The organism is Actinoplanes sp. NPDC019969 (assembly GCF_055562375.1).
The window spans coordinates 1,209,028-1,225,953 of record NZ_JBVHFK010000001.1 but is presented as its reverse complement, the minus strand read 5'-3'; the positions used below and the strand labels follow the sequence as shown (position 1 = coordinate 1,225,953).

Annotated in this window: 16 protein-coding genes; 9 read left to right on the top strand and 7 right to left on the bottom strand. The window is 68.3% G+C overall.

Annotated elements, in window-relative coordinates; translation table 11 throughout:
* Positions 1-66: 66 nt before the first annotated feature.
* Positions 67-2,019 (bottom strand): DNA topoisomerase (ATP-hydrolyzing) subunit B, encoded by a 1,953-nt coding sequence (gyrB, locus tag ACZ3II_RS05820; RefSeq protein ID WP_465516431.1) that lies wholly within the window; start codon positions 2,017-2,019, stop codon positions 67-69.
* Between the two features lie 542 nt (positions 2,020-2,561).
* Between gyrB and ACZ3II_RS05815 the strand changes: the two genes are divergently transcribed.
* Positions 2,562-3,128: a hypothetical protein gene (locus tag ACZ3II_RS05815; RefSeq protein WP_465516430.1), complete on the top strand. Its 567-nt coding sequence runs from the start codon at positions 2,562-2,564 to the stop codon at positions 3,126-3,128.
* A gap of 6 nt (positions 3,129-3,134) precedes the next feature.
* Here the strand turns inward: ACZ3II_RS05815 and ACZ3II_RS05810 are convergent, their stop codons facing one another.
* The 6 genes from ACZ3II_RS05810 to dnaA form a co-directional block, all read right to left on the bottom strand.
* Positions 3,135-3,383, bottom strand: a complete 249-nt coding sequence (locus tag ACZ3II_RS05810) for a hypothetical protein (protein WP_465516429.1) — start codon at positions 3,381-3,383, stop codon at positions 3,135-3,137.
* Between the two features lie 39 nt (positions 3,384-3,422).
* The gene (locus ACZ3II_RS05805; protein ID WP_465516428.1) at positions 3,423-3,932 is read right to left on the bottom strand and encodes a DciA family protein; all 510 of its coding nucleotides are present in this window, start codon (positions 3,930-3,932) and stop codon (positions 3,423-3,425) included.
* 175 nt (positions 3,933-4,107) lie between these two features.
* Positions 4,108-5,238, bottom strand: coding sequence for a DNA replication/repair protein RecF (gene recF / locus ACZ3II_RS05800; protein ID WP_465516427.1), 1,131 nt, complete (start codon positions 5,236-5,238; stop codon positions 4,108-4,110).
* 3 nt (positions 5,239-5,241) lie between these two features.
* Positions 5,242-6,114 (bottom strand): phosphogluconate dehydrogenase (NAD(+)-dependent, decarboxylating), encoded by an 873-nt coding sequence (gene gnd / locus ACZ3II_RS05795; protein WP_465516426.1) that lies wholly within the window; start codon positions 6,112-6,114, stop codon positions 5,242-5,244.
* Between the two features lie 39 nt (positions 6,115-6,153).
* On the bottom strand, positions 6,154-7,287 hold the full coding sequence (gene dnaN, locus ACZ3II_RS05790) for a DNA polymerase III subunit beta (RefSeq protein ID WP_465516425.1): 1,134 nt from the start codon (positions 7,285-7,287) through the stop codon (positions 6,154-6,156).
* Positions 7,288-8,539: 1,252 nt separating this feature from the next.
* On the bottom strand, positions 8,540-10,384 hold the full coding sequence (gene dnaA / locus ACZ3II_RS05785) for a chromosomal replication initiator protein DnaA (RefSeq protein WP_465516424.1): 1,845 nt from the start codon (positions 10,382-10,384) through the stop codon (positions 8,540-8,542).
* A gap of 588 nt (positions 10,385-10,972) precedes the next feature.
* On the opposite strand from dnaA, the gene rpmH reads away from it, so the two are divergent.
* The 8 genes from rpmH (at position 10,973) to ACZ3II_RS05745 (ending at position 16,876) form a co-directional block, all read left to right on the top strand.
* Positions 10,973-11,110 (top strand): 50S ribosomal protein L34, encoded by a 138-nt coding sequence (rpmH, locus tag ACZ3II_RS05780; protein ID WP_183225835.1) that lies wholly within the window; start codon positions 10,973-10,975, stop codon positions 11,108-11,110.
* Between the two features lie 36 nt (positions 11,111-11,146).
* Positions 11,147-11,503, top strand: coding sequence for a ribonuclease P protein component (gene rnpA, locus ACZ3II_RS05775; protein WP_465516423.1), 357 nt, complete (start codon positions 11,147-11,149; stop codon positions 11,501-11,503).
* A complete protein-coding gene (gene yidD / locus ACZ3II_RS05770; protein WP_465516422.1) occupies positions 11,500-11,757 on the top strand; it encodes a membrane protein insertion efficiency factor YidD in 258 nt (85 codons plus the stop codon). The genes rnpA and yidD overlap by 4 nt, the downstream gene beginning before the upstream one ends.
* Before the next feature lies 1 nt (position 11,758).
* Positions 11,759-12,781 carry a membrane protein insertase YidC gene (gene yidC, locus ACZ3II_RS05765; protein WP_465516421.1) on the top strand — a complete coding sequence of 341 codons (1,023 nt, stop codon included), beginning with the start codon at positions 11,759-11,761 and terminating at the stop codon, positions 12,779-12,781.
* Between the two features lie 135 nt (positions 12,782-12,916).
* Complete coding sequence (locus ACZ3II_RS05760) at positions 12,917-13,528, top strand: Jag family protein (protein ID WP_465516420.1); 612 nt, start codon at positions 12,917-12,919, stop codon at positions 13,526-13,528.
* A gap of 2 nt (positions 13,529-13,530) precedes the next feature.
* The gene (rsmG, locus tag ACZ3II_RS05755; RefSeq protein ID WP_465516419.1) at positions 13,531-14,307 is read left to right on the top strand and encodes a 16S rRNA (guanine(527)-N(7))-methyltransferase RsmG; all 777 of its coding nucleotides are present in this window, start codon (positions 13,531-13,533) and stop codon (positions 14,305-14,307) included.
* 182 nt (positions 14,308-14,489) lie between these two features.
* On the top strand, positions 14,490-15,824 hold the full coding sequence (locus tag ACZ3II_RS05750) for a ParA family protein (protein ID WP_465516418.1): 1,335 nt from the start codon (positions 14,490-14,492) through the stop codon (positions 15,822-15,824).
* Positions 15,821-16,876: a ParB/RepB/Spo0J family partition protein gene (locus ACZ3II_RS05745; protein WP_465516417.1), complete on the top strand. Its 1,056-nt coding sequence runs from the start codon at positions 15,821-15,823 to the stop codon at positions 16,874-16,876. The genes ACZ3II_RS05750 and ACZ3II_RS05745 overlap by 4 nt, the downstream gene beginning before the upstream one ends.
* Positions 16,877-16,926 lie beyond the last annotated feature (50 nt).

Genomic DNA, 16,926 nt, shown 5'->3' with positions numbered 1-16,926 from the left:
TATGCGGCCAGAACGGGCATAACGCTGTGGATAACGTTGTGGAAAGTGGATGCACGCTGTGGATACTCAGATATCCAGGAAGCGCACGTCCTTGGCGTTGCGCTGGATGAACGACCGCCGCGCCTCCACGTCCTCACCCATCAGCACGCTGAACAGCTCGTCGGCGACGGCGGCGTCGTCGAGCGTCACCTGACGCAGGGTGCGGGTGTCCGGGTTCATCGTGGTGTCCCACAGCTCGTGGAAGTTCATCTCGCCGAGGCCCTTGAACCGCTGGATGTCGTCCGGCTTCGCGTTCGGCTTCTTCTGCTGACGCAGCGCGATCAGGCCGTCGCGCTCCCGGTCGGAGTACGCGTACTGCGCGTCGTCGCCCCGCTTGTTCCACTTGAGCTTGTAGAGCGGCGGGGACGCCAGGTAGACGTGGCCCTGCTCGACGAGCGGGCGCATGAAGCGGAACAGCAGCGTGAGCAGCAGCGTCTGGATGTGCTGGCCGTCGACGTCGGCGTCGGCCATCAGGATGATCTTGTGGTACCGCAGCTTCGAGATGTCGAACTCGTCGTGGATACCCGTGCCCATGGCGGTGATCAGCGCCTGGACCTCGTTGTTCTTCAGCACCCGGTCGATCCGGGCCTTCTCCACGTTGAGGATCTTGCCGCGGATCGGGAGGATCGCCTGGATGCGGCTCTCCCGGCCGGACTTGGCCGAACCGCCGGCCGAGTCACCCTCGACGATGAACAGCTCGGTCTCGCGCGGGTCGGTGGACTGGCAGTCGGCCAGCTTGCCGGGCATCGAGCCGGACTCCAGCAGCGACTTGCGGCGGGCCAGCTTGCGGGCCTGCTGGGCGGCGATCCGGGCGCGGGCCGCCTGGTCGGCCTTCGTGATGATCAGCTTCGCGTCCGCCGGGTTCCGGTCGAACCAGTCGGCGAGCTGCTCGTTGCAGACCTTCTGCACGAAGCTCTTCATGTCGGTGTTGCCGAGCTTGGTCTTCGTCTGGCCCTCGAACTGCGGGTTGGCCAGGGTCACCGAGATGATCGCGGCGAGACCCTCGCGGATGTCCTCGCCGGAGAGCTTCTGGTCGGCCTTGAGGAACTTCTTCTCGACGCCGTACTTGTTGACGATGGTCGTCAGCGCGGAACGGAAGCCCTCCTCGTGGGTGCCGCCCTCGTGGGTGTTGATCCGGTTGGCGAAGGTGTAGACCGACTCGCCGTACGACTCGTTCCACTGCATGGCGATCTCGACGGCCATCCCCTCCTCGGGGGCGTCGGCGTCGAACTGGATCACCGTCTTGTGGATGGCGCTCTTGGTGGCGTTGAGGTGCCGGACGAAGTCGGCGATGCCGTCCTCGTACATGAAGGTGACGTGACGCGGCTCACCGTCCTCGTTGACCGACTCGGGCCGCTGGTCGGTGTAGTTGATGGTCAGAGCGCGGTTCAGGAAGGCCATCTCCTGAAGGCGGCGGTAGATCGTCTGGTAGTCGAACTCGACCGTCTCGAAGATCTCCGGGTCCGGCCAGAACTGCACGGTCGAGCCCAGCTTGTCGGTGGGCTCACCCTTCACCAGCTCGCCGGGAACGGAGTAGTCGTACTTCTGGCGCCACCAGAAGCCGTCCTTCTGGATCTCGACGGCCATCTTCGTCGAGAGCGCGTTCACCACGGAGACGCCGACGCCGTGCAGCCCACCGGAGACCTTGTAGGCCTGGCCGTCGAACTTGCCGCCGGCGTGCAGCACGGTCAGCGCCACCTCGACGCCCGGCTTCTTCAGCGTGGGGTGCAGGTCGACCGGGAAACCACGGCCGTTGTCGGTGACCGAGACACCGCCGTCGGGCAGCAACACGACGTCGATGGTGTCGCAGTAGCCGGCCAGCGCCTCGTCGACGGCGTTGTCCACGACCTCCCAGACCAGGTGGTGCAGACCGCGCTCACCGGTGGAGCCGATGTACATACCGGGACGCTTGCGGACCGCTTCAAGGCCTTCGAGCACGGTGATGGAGCCGGCACCGTACTCCTGCTGATTCTCTGACACCCTCGGCCACTTTCTCGCGCCGGACCGTGAGGCCCCGCAACGGGGTTGGCGGACCCTCGGCAGCGGCCAGGAGCACACGGGGGGCCAGAGATGACGCCGCGGGAAAACAAGCGGACCACCGGTGGAACCGTGCACGCCGGTCGCCGCGGACGGCCCGCGGATCGTGATCGGCTGAGAAAACCGCATAGCGTGACGGCGGCACTGGTCAGCTGTCCAGGACGCACCGGCAACCACAGTTTTCCCGGTCGCTGTCGATTCTACTCCGCCGGAGCGAATCGGCGAGGGTCCGGCACCCCTTCAGGGTGCCTGAGAGTGCCGTAGCGCGGTTTGGGGCGCTACCCACGTAATCCCCTACACGGCACCGCCAGGGTCCGCAATGGCAAACGCTGCGGCAGTTTCCGCCCTCGGGCGCGCCTGCATCGCGCTGTCCACACTCACTGCGACACTGCTCGACAGCGTCCCGGGCCTGTGTCGTAACCTCGCCCGCGCGGGCCGCGGATGGCCGGACGGTCGCAGGGCAGGTCGAGGAGGGGTGGCCCCGGATGGCGCACGACAAGGGCCTGGACAACGTCGCGGTGCACTGGCCGCGGACGAACCAGTACTACGACCCGGTGGCTCCCGCCGAGTTCGTCGACTTCGGAGCGATCGCGGACCGGCCCGAGATCGCCGCGCCCACCGGAGCGCTGGCGTTGCACATAGCCAAGACCGGGACGGTGCGCGCGACCGCGTACACCGAGCTCGTGGATCTCCTCCTGGGTCTGGAGGGTGTGCTCTACGCCACCGATGCCGCGGCCGAGGACGAGGACCCGGTGATCGACCCGGACGGCTGTGCGTGGATCGCCGGCGGGCTGGAGCGCTTCGTCGAGGGTCACGACAAGTTCGGTGACCTGGTCACCTTCGACACCGTCACCGAGGTGCTGCGGACCGCGATCTCGGCCGGCCGGCTCGCCGACCAGCAGCTGCGCTGGCTGGACCAGCGGCTCGCGGCTCTGCGCGACGACGCCGGGAACTCGCCGCACTGGAGCTTCGCGCGGACCGAGCTGGCCGTCCTGGCGGGTTTCTACCGCCGCTGCGCCGAACGCGGCTTCGCGATCTTCGCCGATTACTGAGCCGGATCACCGGGCGGGGTGGCGGACCAGCCGGGTCAGCCCGCCGGTCGCGGCGAGCACGACGAGACCGGAGAGACCCCAGAAGATTCGGGTACGGTCCTCGACCTCGCGCCGCATCGCCGCCGGCAGCTCGCTCGGAGCACAGGCCTTCGCCCCGTCGTCCACCGGATATCCACAGGACGTGTCCGGTGTCACGGCCGGGGCCAGCGGCGCCAGGGCGAGCACCAGCAGGACGAGGGCGCTGCGGAAGAACACGATCATGATGGTTCAGACGCACGACCCCACAGATCGGTTTCAGCCGTACGTGTCCCGGGGTCCCCGGCCCTCGACCCGGCGCGGCCCGCGGCTCCAGGACGGCGCGGCCGGCCCGTGGATGTTCAGCCGGGTCACCACGTTGTTGCCGACCTCACCGGCGATCTTGCGCAGCAGGGTTGCCGCGAGCAGCCGCAACTGGGTCGCCCAGGCGGTCGACTCGGCCTCGACGGTGAGCACCCCGCCCTCCAGCCGCACCGGCCGGCTGTGTGCGGCGATGTCCGGCCCGACGACCTTCTCCCAGGTGCCGAAAACGGTCGCCTCGGCCTTCGGTTTCTCCCAGCCGCGCGTTTTCACCAGGCGCTCGAGCATCGCCCCGAACAACTGCGGATCCCGCGGGTCCGGTCCCGGCCCGGAGTAGCCCCGCAGCCGTTTGCCGCGGCCCTGCCCGGTTCCGGTACGGCGCGGCTGGCGAGCGGCCTCCCGGCGCCGCGCCAGGGCCGCGTCCAGCACCGCGCGGGCGAGTTCCGGCCCCGCCAGGTCGTTGTCCACAGGCTGTGGTTTCTCGTCGGGGGTACGGCCGGGGCGCTCAGCACCGCCTGAGGAGCCGCGAAGCTCCCGGGCCTCATCCACCCCCGCCCAGAGATCCCCACGGGCCTCCGTGAACCGCTCAGGGGGGTTCTCCGCCCCTCGGGGCCGGTCGCCACCCGGCCGATCGCGATCAGAGTCAGGAAACACGGCTCACCGATCCCGTCACCACGTCATAGCGCGCGCCACGCAGACTCGCCGGCACGTCCTCCGGAACCGCACATGTCACGAGCAACTGTCCCGCGTCGGAGACCAGCGCGGCCAGCCGGTCACGCCGATCGGCGTCGAGCGAGGCGAAGACGTCGTCGAGGACCAGGATCGGCTCGATGCCGTCGGAGCGCAGGAGGTCGTAGGCGGCCAGCCGCAGCGCGACCGAGAACGACCAGGTCTCGCCCTGGCTGGCGTACCCCTTGACCGGCAGGTCGCCGAGAACCAGCGCCAGGTCGTCGCGGTGCGGGCCGACCAGGGTCGTGCCGCGTTCGATCTCCACCGGCCGCCGCTCGGCCAGCCGGTCCAGGATCGCCGCCTCCAGCGCGGGCCGGTCCACCTGGAGGCCGTCGCCGAGACGGGACGCGTACGAGATGGCGGCCGCCCCACGCCCGGCGGCGACCGCGTCGTAGGCCTTGGTCAGGTGCGGCGCCAGCGCGGCGGTCAGCTCCAGGCGGCCGGCCAGCAGCTCCGCGCCGTGATGGGCCAGATGCTGGTCCCAGACCGCGAGGGTGGACAGGTCCTGCCCGCGGTTGCCGCCCACCTTGCGGTTCAGATAGGCGGAGCGCAGCAGGGCGTTGCGCTGCTTCACCACACGGTCGTAGTCGGCACGCACGCCGGAATAACGCGGCTGCCGGGCGACCAGGAGATCGTCGAGGTACCGCCGGCGCTCGGACGGATCGCCGCGGACCAGCTCCAGGTCCTCCGGGGCGAACAGCACCATCCGCAGCGCGCCGAGCACCTCACGGGGACGGCGGACCGGTGAGCGGTTGAGGCGGGCCCGGTTCGCCCGGCCCGGCACGATCTCCAGCTCGACCAGCAGCTCGCGTCCATCGTGGACGAGGGCGCACCGGATCACCGCCGAGGTCGCCCCGGACCGCACCAGCGGCGCGTCGGTGGCCACCCGGTGACTGTCCAGAGTGGCCACGTAACCGAGCGCCTCGATCAGGTTGGTCTTGCCCATGCCGTTCTGGCCGACCAGCACGGACACGCCGGGCTCGAGATCGACCGCCACCCGCTCGTAGGAACGGAAATCGGTGAGCTCGACCCGGCGTACGTGCATGGATCAGCGCTTGACGGCGTGGCCGCCGAACTGCTGGCGCAGCGCGGCGACGGCCTTCATCGCGGGCGAGTCGTCCTGCCGGGACTCGAACCGCGTGAAGATCGAGGCGGCCAGGACATGTGCCGGGACGGCGAGGCGGACGGCCTCGTCGACGGTCCAGCGGCCCTCGCCGGTGTCCTCGACGTAGCCCTTGAGGTTGGCCAGCGTCGGGTCCTCGTCGAGCGCGCGGTCGAGCAGGTCGAGCAGCCACGACTTGACGACGCTGCCCTCACGCCAGCTCTTGATGACCGCCGGCACGTCGTCGACCAGCTCGGACGCCAGGAGGATCTCGTAACCCTCGCCGTACGCCTGCATCATCCCGTACTCGATGCCGTTGTGGATCATCTTGGCGTAGTGGCCGGCGCCGTGCGTGCCGGCGTGCGCGAACCCGAACTCACCGGCCGGCTTGAGCGCCTCGAAGATCGGCTTGCAGTGCTCCACCTGAGCGGCGTCGCCACCGACCATCAGCGCGTAGCCGTTGGTCTTGCCCCACACGCCGCCGGAGACACCGACGTCCAGGTAGTGGATGCCCTTGGCGCCCAGCCGAGCGGCGCGCGGGGCGTCGTCGGTGAACTTCGAGTTCCCGCCGTCGATGACGATGTCACCGGGTGAGAGCAGCTCGCCGAGTTGGTCGATGGTGTCTTCGGTGATCTTGCCGGCGGGCACCATGGTCCAGATGACCCGCGGCGCGGCGAGCTTGTCGACCAGTTCGGCCAGGCTGGCAGCGTCGCTGATGTCCGGGTTGTGGTCGAAACCGACGACTTCGTGCCCCGCGGCACGAATGCGGTCCCGCATGTTGCCACCCATTCGGCCGAGACCGATCAGGCCGAGTTGCATGGTGATCTCCCTAGATGAGCGATTGCTTCAAGCTCAGTATCAGCGAGTCACCCGGATCGGCATGATCAGATAGCGGTAACCCGGGATGATTTCGCCACTTTCGCCAGCGGGGGAGATCACAGCGGGTTTGAACGCGTCGACGAACGCGAAGACCGCCGTGGGGGCGCCCAGGTTCTGCAGACCGTCGATCAGGTACTGCGGGTTGAAGCCGATCGTCAGCGCCTCACCGGTGAACTCGGCCTCCATGGCCTCGCTCGCCCGCGCCTCCTCGGTGCCGCCGGCCTCGACCACGAGACCGTCCTCGCTGAAGCTCAGCAGCACCGGAGTCTGCCGCTCGGCGACCAGCGCGACACGACGCACCACCTCCACCAGGGCAGCCACTCCCACCCGCGCCTCGGCGTTGTGAGCGGCCGGGAACAGCGAACGCACCGGCGGGTAGTTGGCCCCGTCGAGCAGACGGCTGGTGGTGCGGCGGGCGCCACCGGCAAAACCGATCATGCCCTCGCCGGCGCTCCCCTGGGCCAGTGCCAGGGTGACCGCGCCACCGACCGGGCCGAGCGCCTTGGCGGTGTCGTTCAGCGTCTTCGCCGGGACCAGCGCGTTCAGGCTGATCTCCGGGTCGTCCGGGGTCCACTCGATCTCACGCATGGCGAGCCGGTAGCGGTCGGTCGCCAGCAGCGCCATGGTCGACCCGTTCAGCTCCAGCCGCACACCGGTCATCATCGGCAGCGTCTCGTCCCGGCCGGCGGCGATCGCGACCTGCGAAACCGCTGAGGCGAACGTAGCGGCGTCGACGGTGCCCGCGCTGGACGGCATGTCCGGCAGGGTCGGATAGTCCTCCACCGGCATCGTGGGGAGGGTGAAACGGGCACTGCCGCAGACCAGCTCGAGGTGCGCGCCGACGGCGGCGATGTCCACCGGCTTGCCCGGCAGCGCCTTGGTGATCTCGGCGAGCAGGCGGCCGGAGACGAGAGCCGACCCGTCCGCGTCGGCCTGCACATCCACGGTCACCTGGCTGGAGACCTCGTAATCGAAGCCGGACACCCGCAGGCGACCGCCCTCGACCCGGAGCAGGACACCGGCGAGCACCGGCACCGAGGGCCGGCTGGGCAGGCTCTTGGCTGTCCACGCCACGGCGTCGGCGAGCGCGTCTCGCTCCACCCGGAACTTCATGCTGTCCTCCGCGATGCGTCCTCATACAGGGGCATGGACCCCACTGAACTCTATGGCTCCGGCGGTGTTGGTGCGTGCCCGACCCCGTTCCGGCTTCTTACACCGGGAAGGCGAGGGACTCCAACCCTTGCTTCCCGGTGCTGATCAACCTCGACCGAGGCGAGCCGGAAGCGAGCATCCACACCTTCCACAACGCTGATGATTGCTTTTTGTTCTCTTAGAAGAGATAACTAGTCGTCTTAGTAGGGCCTGTGCATACTGTGGAGAACTGCCGTTTCCGCTGGTCAGCGAGTTATCCACCGGTGGTTCACATGTGGGTAACCGGGGTATAAACCCGGGTCTGTGTCCACAGCTGCCCGGCTCGGCGCGGGTTATCCACCGTTGCCCACAGGCTATCCACCGGTTGTCCACCGGTTTTATCCCCCGAGCTGTGGATTACGCAGGAACGCTACCGCCTCGTCGTCCACAGAACCTTCAACAGGTAATCCACAGGCGTCCACAGGCTGTGAGATCTTTTGTGACTCTGCGTGTCTGTCCACATCGATGTCCACAGGGTTGGTCCACATCTGTGGGTTGTGGTGTCAGCTGTTATCCACCGTCTGGGGAAACTGCCTGTGGATGCCTGTGGATTAGTGTGGACAACGTTGGCACGAAACGTACCCGTTCCGGCGTTGACAACTTGCGCACTTAGGCCCTCGAAAATAGGGGTAGATGTGTGTCGATTAATGGGCCCCGTGAAGATGATCTGGGTATAACTTGTGGAAAACCCCGTGTGTAACCGGTGGACAACCAAGAAAAAACCAGAAAACCGCAGCTCAAAGGCGGGTCACCCGATCGTGGACGGCCTGTGAATAACCGCTGTGGACGGCCTGAGGGCGTTGACGGGCGTCCCTGCGTGCCCACCCCTGTGGATCGCCGAAATCCGTGGGCGCGAGGCAGGCGATCGGCTTGCTGTGGATTACCGACCCCATCGGGTACGGGCACCGAGCGCTGAGCCGTTCCGCGGTGTCCTCTTGTTCCGCTTCACCGCTGGTCAGGGGAAAAGCGGCTGGGATTCGGAGCAGGGCGGCGGTGGGTTCAGAGGGACCCGCCGTGGCGCGACAGGACTCGGATGCGTCATGGCGGCCCGGGCGGAGATGCCCGGTGAGCGCCTGGCGGCCCGGATCAGGAAAGACGAACCGGGCCCGGCGAGCGACGGGCCCGGGCGACGTGGTGCCGGGTGGGTGGTACCGGGCGCGGTGGCCCGTACCCCTCAGGTGTTCTGTTTGATCCTGTTGGTGAGCTCGGCGATCTGGTTGTAGAGGGACCGCCGCTCCGCCATGTGCTGCCGGATCTTGCGATCGGCGTGCATGACGGTGGTGTGGTCGCGGCCGCCGAACGCCTGGCCGATGCGCGGCAGGGAGAGGTCGGTGAGTTCCCGGCAGAGGTACATGGCGACCTGACGGGCGTTGACCAGTACCCGGCTGCGGGAGTGGCCGCGCAGATCCTCCAGGGAGACGCCGAAGTAGTCGGCTGTCGAGACCATGATCTGGTCGGCGGTGATCTCCGGGCCGGCGCCGTCCGGCATGAAGTCGCGCAGCACCTCCTCGGCCAGCGAGAGCTGCACCGGGGAGCGGGTGAGGCTGGCGAACGCGGTCACCCGGATGAGGGCGCCCTCGAGTTCGCGGATCGAGTTGGAGACCCGGGAGGCGATGAACTCCAGGACGTCGTCGGGCGCGTACATCCGCTCCTGGGCGGCCTTCTTCTGGAGGATCGCGATACGCGTCTCCAGGTCCGGCGGCTGGATGTCGGCGAGCAGGCCCCACTCGAACCGGGTGCGCATCCGGTCTTCCAGGGTGGCCAGCTGGCGCGGCGAGCGGTCCGAGCTGATCACGATCTGCTTGTTCGCGTTGTGGAGCGTGTTGAAGGTGTGGAAGAACTCCTCCTGCGTCCGCTCGCGGTTCTCCAGGAACTGGATGTCGTCGATCAGCAGGATGTCGACGTCGCGGTAGCGGCGCTGGAACGCCTGCGTCTTGTCGTCTCGCAGGCTGTTGATGAAATCGTTGGTGAACTCCTCGGTCGACACGTAGCGCACCGACCGCGCGTGCCCCAGGGTGGTGGCGTAGTGCCCGATGGCGTGCAGGAGGTGGGTCTTGCCCAGCCCGGAGCTGCCGTAGATGAACAGTGGGTTGTACGCCTTGGCCGGGGACTCCGCGACCGCCACGGCCGCCGCGTGCGCGAAGCGGTTGGACGAGCCGATGACGAACGTCTCGAACATGTACTTCGGGTTGAGCCGGTTGCCGTCGTTGCCGCCGGGGCGCGGGGACGTGCCGGGACCGCGCAGGTCGACCGGCGGCCGGCCGGGACCGTTGTCACCGGCCCGCTGCGGCATGTCGTCGCGGCGGTCGGGGCCCGGCACCGGGGCGGTGTCCGGATGCCGCTGATTGTCCCGGAGTTGGGCGGCGTCCGCGGCCATCCGGTGTGCGACCGCGTCGTTGGCCTGCTCGTTCTCGACCGGGCGGACGGCAGGCGACCGGTTCACCGGCGGCGCCTGCGGCATCGGGTCGGCGAAGAGCGCCTCCTGACCGTCGCGCGAGGTCGGCACGCCACGCGAGAACGGCGTCTGGGGCGCCGAGTGCTGGGCGGACCCGGTCGGATAGGGCTCCGGCGTGTGTTCGGAAGGACCGAAACCCGGTTGCTGGTACGGGGGTTCGGGCATCCGTTGCTGGCCCGGGTACCCCGGCAGTTCCGGCTGATAGGGCGCGGGGTCGGCGTAGTGCCGCGGCTGCGGTTCGGCCATCGGCGCCGGCTGCTCGGCCGGTGTGCCGTAGACCGTGCCCGGCATCCCGGTTCCGTCCTCCGGGGGACGGACCGTGACCGCCACCTGAATGGGGCGGTTCAGCCGCTTGGTCAGTGCCTCGGTGATCGCCGGGCGCAGCCGGGACTCGATGATGTCCCGGGTGTAGGTGTCCGGAACCGATAGGAGAGCAGTGTCCTCGACTATCGCCCGCAACCGGGTGAACTGGAGATAGGCGCGCTGCTGCCGTGACGCGATCTCGTCGGACAGCTCGTCCAACGTCTCACGCCACAACGTGCCCAGGTCGACCTGATCGGCCACCGCCGCGCCACCCCCATCGCCACCGACCCCCGGTGGGCATTGTCCGGCCTTCCACCTGTGCCTTTCGGCGCCCGTGCGGGCAACCGACCGGCTCCCCGGCCCAGCACAGTTAACGTGCTGAGCACGCACGGCGTCCACCGGCTATCCACAGGTTATCCACAACCTCAGGCAGTGCCGGTGGCCGCTCCCGGCCGGATGGTCGGCAGGTTTACCGGAGCCTGTGATGGCGCGGGCGGGCAAACAGGCTCACCGTGGCGAACGATCCACCTGCTTGTCCGGTTTTGGCCGCCGCTCCGCGGTGCGCGAACGGCCAGTGAGACCAGCAACCGCGCACGCTAACAGCGGCGGCACGTGGACTACAACCGCTGTCCGATCCATCCCCTACCCGCAGGTAAGAAAAGATTCACTTTGTGCACGGAAAGACCTGGTAGGGGCTTGCCGCCCGCCCATGTCGGCGTGCCGACCCAGGATATGGTTGACCGTCCCTGTGGGCCTGCGTAGGGTTGGGCGGTTGCTCCGCCGCGCTCTGCTAAAGTGGCGTCTTGCAGCGGATGCCCATATGACGTAGTACGAAGACGGAGTTCTCACGTGAGCAAGCGCACCTACCAGCCGAACAACCGCCGGCGTGCCAAGACCCACGGCTTCCGGCTGCGCATGCGCACCCGTGCCGGCCGTGCCATCCTGTCTGCCCGCCGTTCCAAGGGCCGCGGCCAGCTGTCGGCCTGAGCCGACTGCTAGTCGGGTCGGAATGCCCAGGTAGTCGTGCTGGCCGCGGTGCAACGACTGCGGCGTAGCGCGGACTTCGCCGCAGCGATTCGCGGTGGCCGTCGAGCCGGCCGCGGGACCCTGGTCGTTCACCTGCTTATCGACGAGCCGGCGTTCGCCTCCACGGCGCGCGCCGGCTTCGTCGTATCCAAAGCGGTGGGCAACGCAGTGGTCCGGAACAAGGTTCGCCGTCGTCTGCGGCATCTGGTCCGGCCCCTGCTCAACGAGCTTCCCCCGGGGACCTCGCTGGTGATCCGGGCGCTGCCGGCGGCGGCCGACGCCGCGTACACCACTCTCGCCACCGATCTGGAAGGCGCGCTCGCAGCGGCGCGCAGACCCCGGCGGCCACGATGAGCCCGGCTGCCCGGCTCCTGACGGCTGCCGTCGTCGCGTACCGTCGATACTTGAGTCCGGTGCTGCCGGCCCGTTGTCGGTTCTATCCCTCGTGCAGCGCGTACGCCCAGGAGGCCCTGGCGCGCCACGGTGCCATCCGGGGTACGGGCCTGGCGATCTGGCGGCTCCTCAAATGCCATCCCTTCCACCCTGGCGGGTATGACCCGGTGCCTGAGCCGATCCGTCACCGTCCTGCCGATGTGACTGGAGCTTAGATTGAGTCTCGACCCGATCTACTACGCCATCTCGTGGATTCTTCTGCGCTGGCATTCACTGTGGGACGCGATCGGCATACCCGACGACCGTGTCCTCGGTACCAACTGGGCCTGGATCCTCTCGATCTTCTTCCTGGTCGTGACGCTGCGGGTCATCCTCTTCCCGGTCTTCGTCAAGCAGATCAAGAGCCAGCGGGCGATGCAGGCGCTGCAGCCCAAGGTGAAGGCACTGCAGGAAAAGCACAAGGGTGACCGGGAGACGCTCCAGAAAGAAATGATGGAGCTGTACCGGACGGAGAAGGCGAACCCGCTGATGGGCTGCCTTCCGATGTTCCTGCAGATCCCGGTCTTCTTCGGCCTCTTCCACGTGCTCCAGCACCTCAAGCCGGGCCTGTCCGACGAGATGAAGCAGCTGTACGGCTGGCCGCTCGACCAGTTCAACAGTGCCGCCCAGGCGCACCTGTTCAACGTGCCGATCAGCGCGAAGTTCGGCTCGTCCGCCGCTGAGCTGTCGGCCCTCGGCGCCAACGGCACCACGGTCAAGGTCCTGGCCGCCGTCCTGGTCCTGATCATGATGGCCACGACGTTCCTCACCCAGCGCCAGATGATCCTCAAGACCGGCTGGGCCGAGGACCCGCAGCAGCTCATGATCCAGCGGCTGATGCTCTACGGCATCCCGTTCACCCTGCTGTTCTCCGGCGCCCTCTTCCCCATCGGTGTCGTCATCTACTGGGTCACGAACAACCTGTTCACCCTGGCTCAGCAGCAGTGGGTGCTGCGCAAGTTCCCGCCGCCGCAGATGGCCAACAAGGGTGGCGCCGCGGCCCGCCCGGCCGCCGGCACCAAGACCACCGGCACGAAGAGCCCGGTTCAGCCGGCCCGCACCAGTGGCCTGTTCGGCCGTAAGACCGCCGAGGAGCCGGTCACCCCGGTCGTCGACACCAAGGCTCTCGCCCCCAAGCCCGGTGCCAAACCGGTGAATCCGAAGAAGGGCGCCAGACCGGCGAACAAACCCAAGGGATGATCGCTGCCCGGGCCCTTTCCGGGTCCGGGCGCTCCCCTTGACTTCACAGACCTCCCCGTGCCGACGAGTACGCATCCGGTACGGGAAACATCGGACCGACTTCGGTCCGGCCCGAGTGACAACGGAGATGAGACCGTGACCGACACCAGCACTCCCCCTTCCGCCGACTCATCGGCTCCCGCTGACTCGGCGGCTTCCGCTGATGCCACGGCTTCCGCTGACGTATCGGCTCCCGCCGCGTCGGCCGGCGCTGAGGAGGGCAAGAAGTCGGAGAGCGTCGCCTCGGACGGCGACCTGTTCCGGCAGAGCGAGATCGCCGCGGACTACGTCGAGGGCCTGCTGGACATCCTCGACTACGACGGTGACATCGACGAGCTGGTCTCCGCGGGCCGGCCGATGGTCGAGGTCGTCGGCGGCCGTCTCCAGCCGCTCGTGGGCCAGCGTGGCGCCACCCTGGAGGCGCTGCAGGAGCTGACCCGCCTGGCGATCTTCCGGGCCACCGGTTCGCCGAGCCGGCTGCTGCTCGACATCGGCGGTTACCGGGCCGCTCGCCGCAAGGAGCTCGCCGCGGTGGCCCGTAACGCCGTCGAGAAGGTCAAGGAGCACGGCGACCCGGTCCGCCTGGAGCCGATGTCGGCCTTCGAGCGCAAGTGCGTGCACGACGTGGTCAACGCGATCCCCGGCGTGCAGAGCGAGTCCGAGGGCGTCGAGCCGAACCGGCGCATCGTGGTGCAGGTGGCGGACTGACCGTGGGTACTTCCCGCCACGGCGCGGGTGACACCGGCCCGGGCTTTCTCTCGCCCGGGCCGTCGTCTTTCCCCGAGCCGTCCTCCCTTCCCTCCTCCCCTCCGGATTCGGCCGCCCAGGTGTTCGGTGAGCGCCTCGGGCTGGCCGGCCGGTACGCAGAACTGCTCGCCACCGAAGGCGTGATCCGTGGGCTGATCGGGCCGCGGGAGACGCCCCGGCTATGGGAACGCCATCTGGTCAACTGCGGCGTCATGGCGCCGCTGATCCAGCCCGGGGCCTCGGTCGTCGACGTCGGCTCCGGCGCCGGCCTGCCCGGTCTCGTGCTGGCGGTGGCCCGGCCCGATCTCGTCATCACGCTGGTCGAGCCGCTGGCCCGCCGGACCGCCTTCCTCGAGGAGGCCGTCGACGACCTCGGCTTGGACAATGTGACAGTGCTGCGCGGGCGTGCCGAGGAGGTCGACCTGCCCGGCGCCGACGTGGTGACCGCCCGTGCGGTGGCGGCGCTGGACAAGCTGGCCGGTTGGTGCCTGCCACTGGCCGCTGTCGGCGGCCGGCTGCTGGCGATGAAGGGCTCGTCGGCGGCTGAGGAGATCGCCGAGCATGCCGCGGCGGTCGGCGCTCTCGGTGGCGGCGAGGCGGTGATCCGGCTGTGTGGCACAGGGCTGATCGATCCGCCCACCACGGTGGTGGAGATCGTCAAGGAGCGGCATGTCGTGCCGGGCCGACAGCGGGCCGCCGCCCGTGGTGACGACCGGAAGAAGCGGGCACGTCGCCGTTAGGCCATTTGGACGGCCTGGCGGGGACGTCAGGCCGTTTTCGGATCTTTGCCGGGGTGCGGTCGGGGTCGAGCCGGGTAGCGGCGTGGGGAACTGCTCAGCGGTTCGGGTCGTCCCGGGGCGGTGCTCCGGTCGTACCCCGCAAGGGTTTGATCGCGATTTTGACGTGCACGGACGAGGGGAACGTGGCCGTCTGTGCCCGGCGTCATGGTGATTGCCGTGTGGTTGGAAGACGATGGGAGCGACGTTGTGCTCGCCCGGATCGGACATACGACCATGGCGACACATGCCCGACACCCGTAGGCTGGCCGGATGTCGATAGTGTGGACCGGATCTCCCTCGCCGGGGCGCACGTTCTGCCGGCCAACCCCTTCCTAGCCATCAGGGATGAAGCGGTGCATGAGTACGGTGTTTCACGTGAAACCGAGTCGCCTCTCGACGGGCCGTCGGGAGTGAGCGTGGGCGGGCTGCACGCTGGCGAACAGAATGTTCCGCAGCCCCGTGCGGGTCGTTATGAACTCCCGCCGACGTACGGGTATGGCACTCCACTGCCACCAGTGGGTACACAGGCGCCTGCTCCGGCTCCTCCTTCAGGGGTGCCGGTTCAGCCCGCCGAGCATGTTTCACGTGAAACGCCGGTCGCGGATGAGGACGATCCGCCCCTTGCCATGGAAGCGTTGCGAGCTGTGCAGATCCTCAACCCGAGCGGCGAGATCATCATGCCGCGCCCAGACCACCCGCGGGTGATTTGCGTCGCCAACCAGAAGGGCGGCGTCGGGAAGACGACCACGACGGTCAACCTGGCCGTGGCGCTCGCGCTTCACGGCAACCGTGTGCTGGTGGTTGACCTGGACCCGCAGGGCAACGCGTCTACCGGCCTGAACGTCCCGCACCACGCGGGCGTGCCCGACGTCTACGACTGCCTGATCGACAACGTGCCCCTGGCCGAGGTCGCCCAGCAGGTCGAGGGCATTCCCAACCTGTACTGCGTGCCGGCCACCATCGACCTGGCGGGTGCCGAGATCGAGCTGGTCTCCGTGGTCGCCCGTGAGTCGCGCCTCGCGCGGGCCATCGCCGGTCACCCGGAGAAGTTCGACTACGTCTTCATCGACTGCCCGCCGTCACTGGGCCTGCTGACGGTCAACGCGCTCTGCGCGGCGCAGGAGGTCCTGATCCCCATCCAGTGCGAGTACTACGCGCTGGAAGGTCTCAATCAGCTGATCAACAACATCAACCTGGTGCGTCAGCACCTGAATCCGACCCTTGATGTCTCTACGATCTTGTTGACGATGTACGACCGGCGTACGCGTCTGGCGGATGCGGTGGAGCAGGATGTGCGGAATCACTTCGGTGCGAAGGTGCTGAACGCGGTCATTCCCCGGAACGTACGGGTTTCCGAGGCACCGAGTTACGGCCAGTCGGTGATGACCTACGATCCGGGTTCACGGGGTGCCACGAGCTATTTCGAGGCGGCCCTGGAGCTTGCGATGCGTGGCGTCAACACGGGAGGCACGGTATGAAGAACCGGCGGGGTGGCCTGGGGCGAGGCCTGGGCGCGCTGATCCCCACGGCGCCTGCCGGGGATACCGCCACCTCCGTCGACGTGATTCCGGAGCCGGCGCCCTCGTCGCCGGTCTCCTCGGCCTCCCCTGCGGAGCCCGAGTCCCCCGCGCCTTCCCCGCCGGCGGCCCCTTCGGCTCCTTCCACCCCGGAGCTCGATCTCGCTCCGGTGCCCGGGGCGCGGTTCGCCGAGCTGCCGGTGTCGGCCATCGAGCCGAACGCCAAACAGCCCCGGCACGTCTTCGATGAAGAAGCGCTCGAAGAACTCAAAACCTCCATCCAGGAAGTCGGCTTCCTTCAGCCGATCGTGGTCCGTGACCTGGGCGACGGCCGGTACGAGCTGGTCATGGGTGAACGACGCTGGCGGGCCGCGCAGGCCGTCGGCAGGGAGAGCATTCCGGCGATCGTCCGGGACACTCCGGACGACGCGATGCTGCGGGACGCGCTGCTCGAGAACATCCACCGGGCCAACCTCAACCCCCTCGAAGAGGCGGCGGCCTATCAGCAGCTGCTGGAAGAGTTCGGGGCCACGCACGAGGAGCTGGCTCGGCGGATCGGCCGCAGCCGGCCGCAGATCTCGAACACGATCCGGCTGATGAACCTGCCCGCCGCGGTCCAGCGCCGGGTGGCGGCCGGGATCCTGTCGGCGGGGCACGCTCGGGCGCTGCTCGGACTCGACAACAGCGCGGCCCAGGAAGCGCTCGCCGAGAAGATCGTGCGGGAAGGGCTCTCTGTCCGGGCCACCGAGGAGATCGTGCACCTGTCGGCCTCCGACGACACCACGAAGAAGCCGGCACCGGCCCGTCGGGCGAAGGTGCATGCGCCGGCGCTGAACGATCTGGCGGAGCGGCTGTCGGATCGGTTCGACACCCGGGTGAAGGTGGACATCGGCCGGAACAAAGGCAAGATCACGATTGAGTTCGCGACGGTGGATGACCTCGAGCGGATAGTGAGCATGATCGGCGTCGAGGAAGAGGGCGCGGCTCGGAACGGCGACGAGCCCGAGGAGTGATCCCGGCTCTGTCGAAGGCGCGTGAATCTCACGCGCCTTCTTCGTTTCGG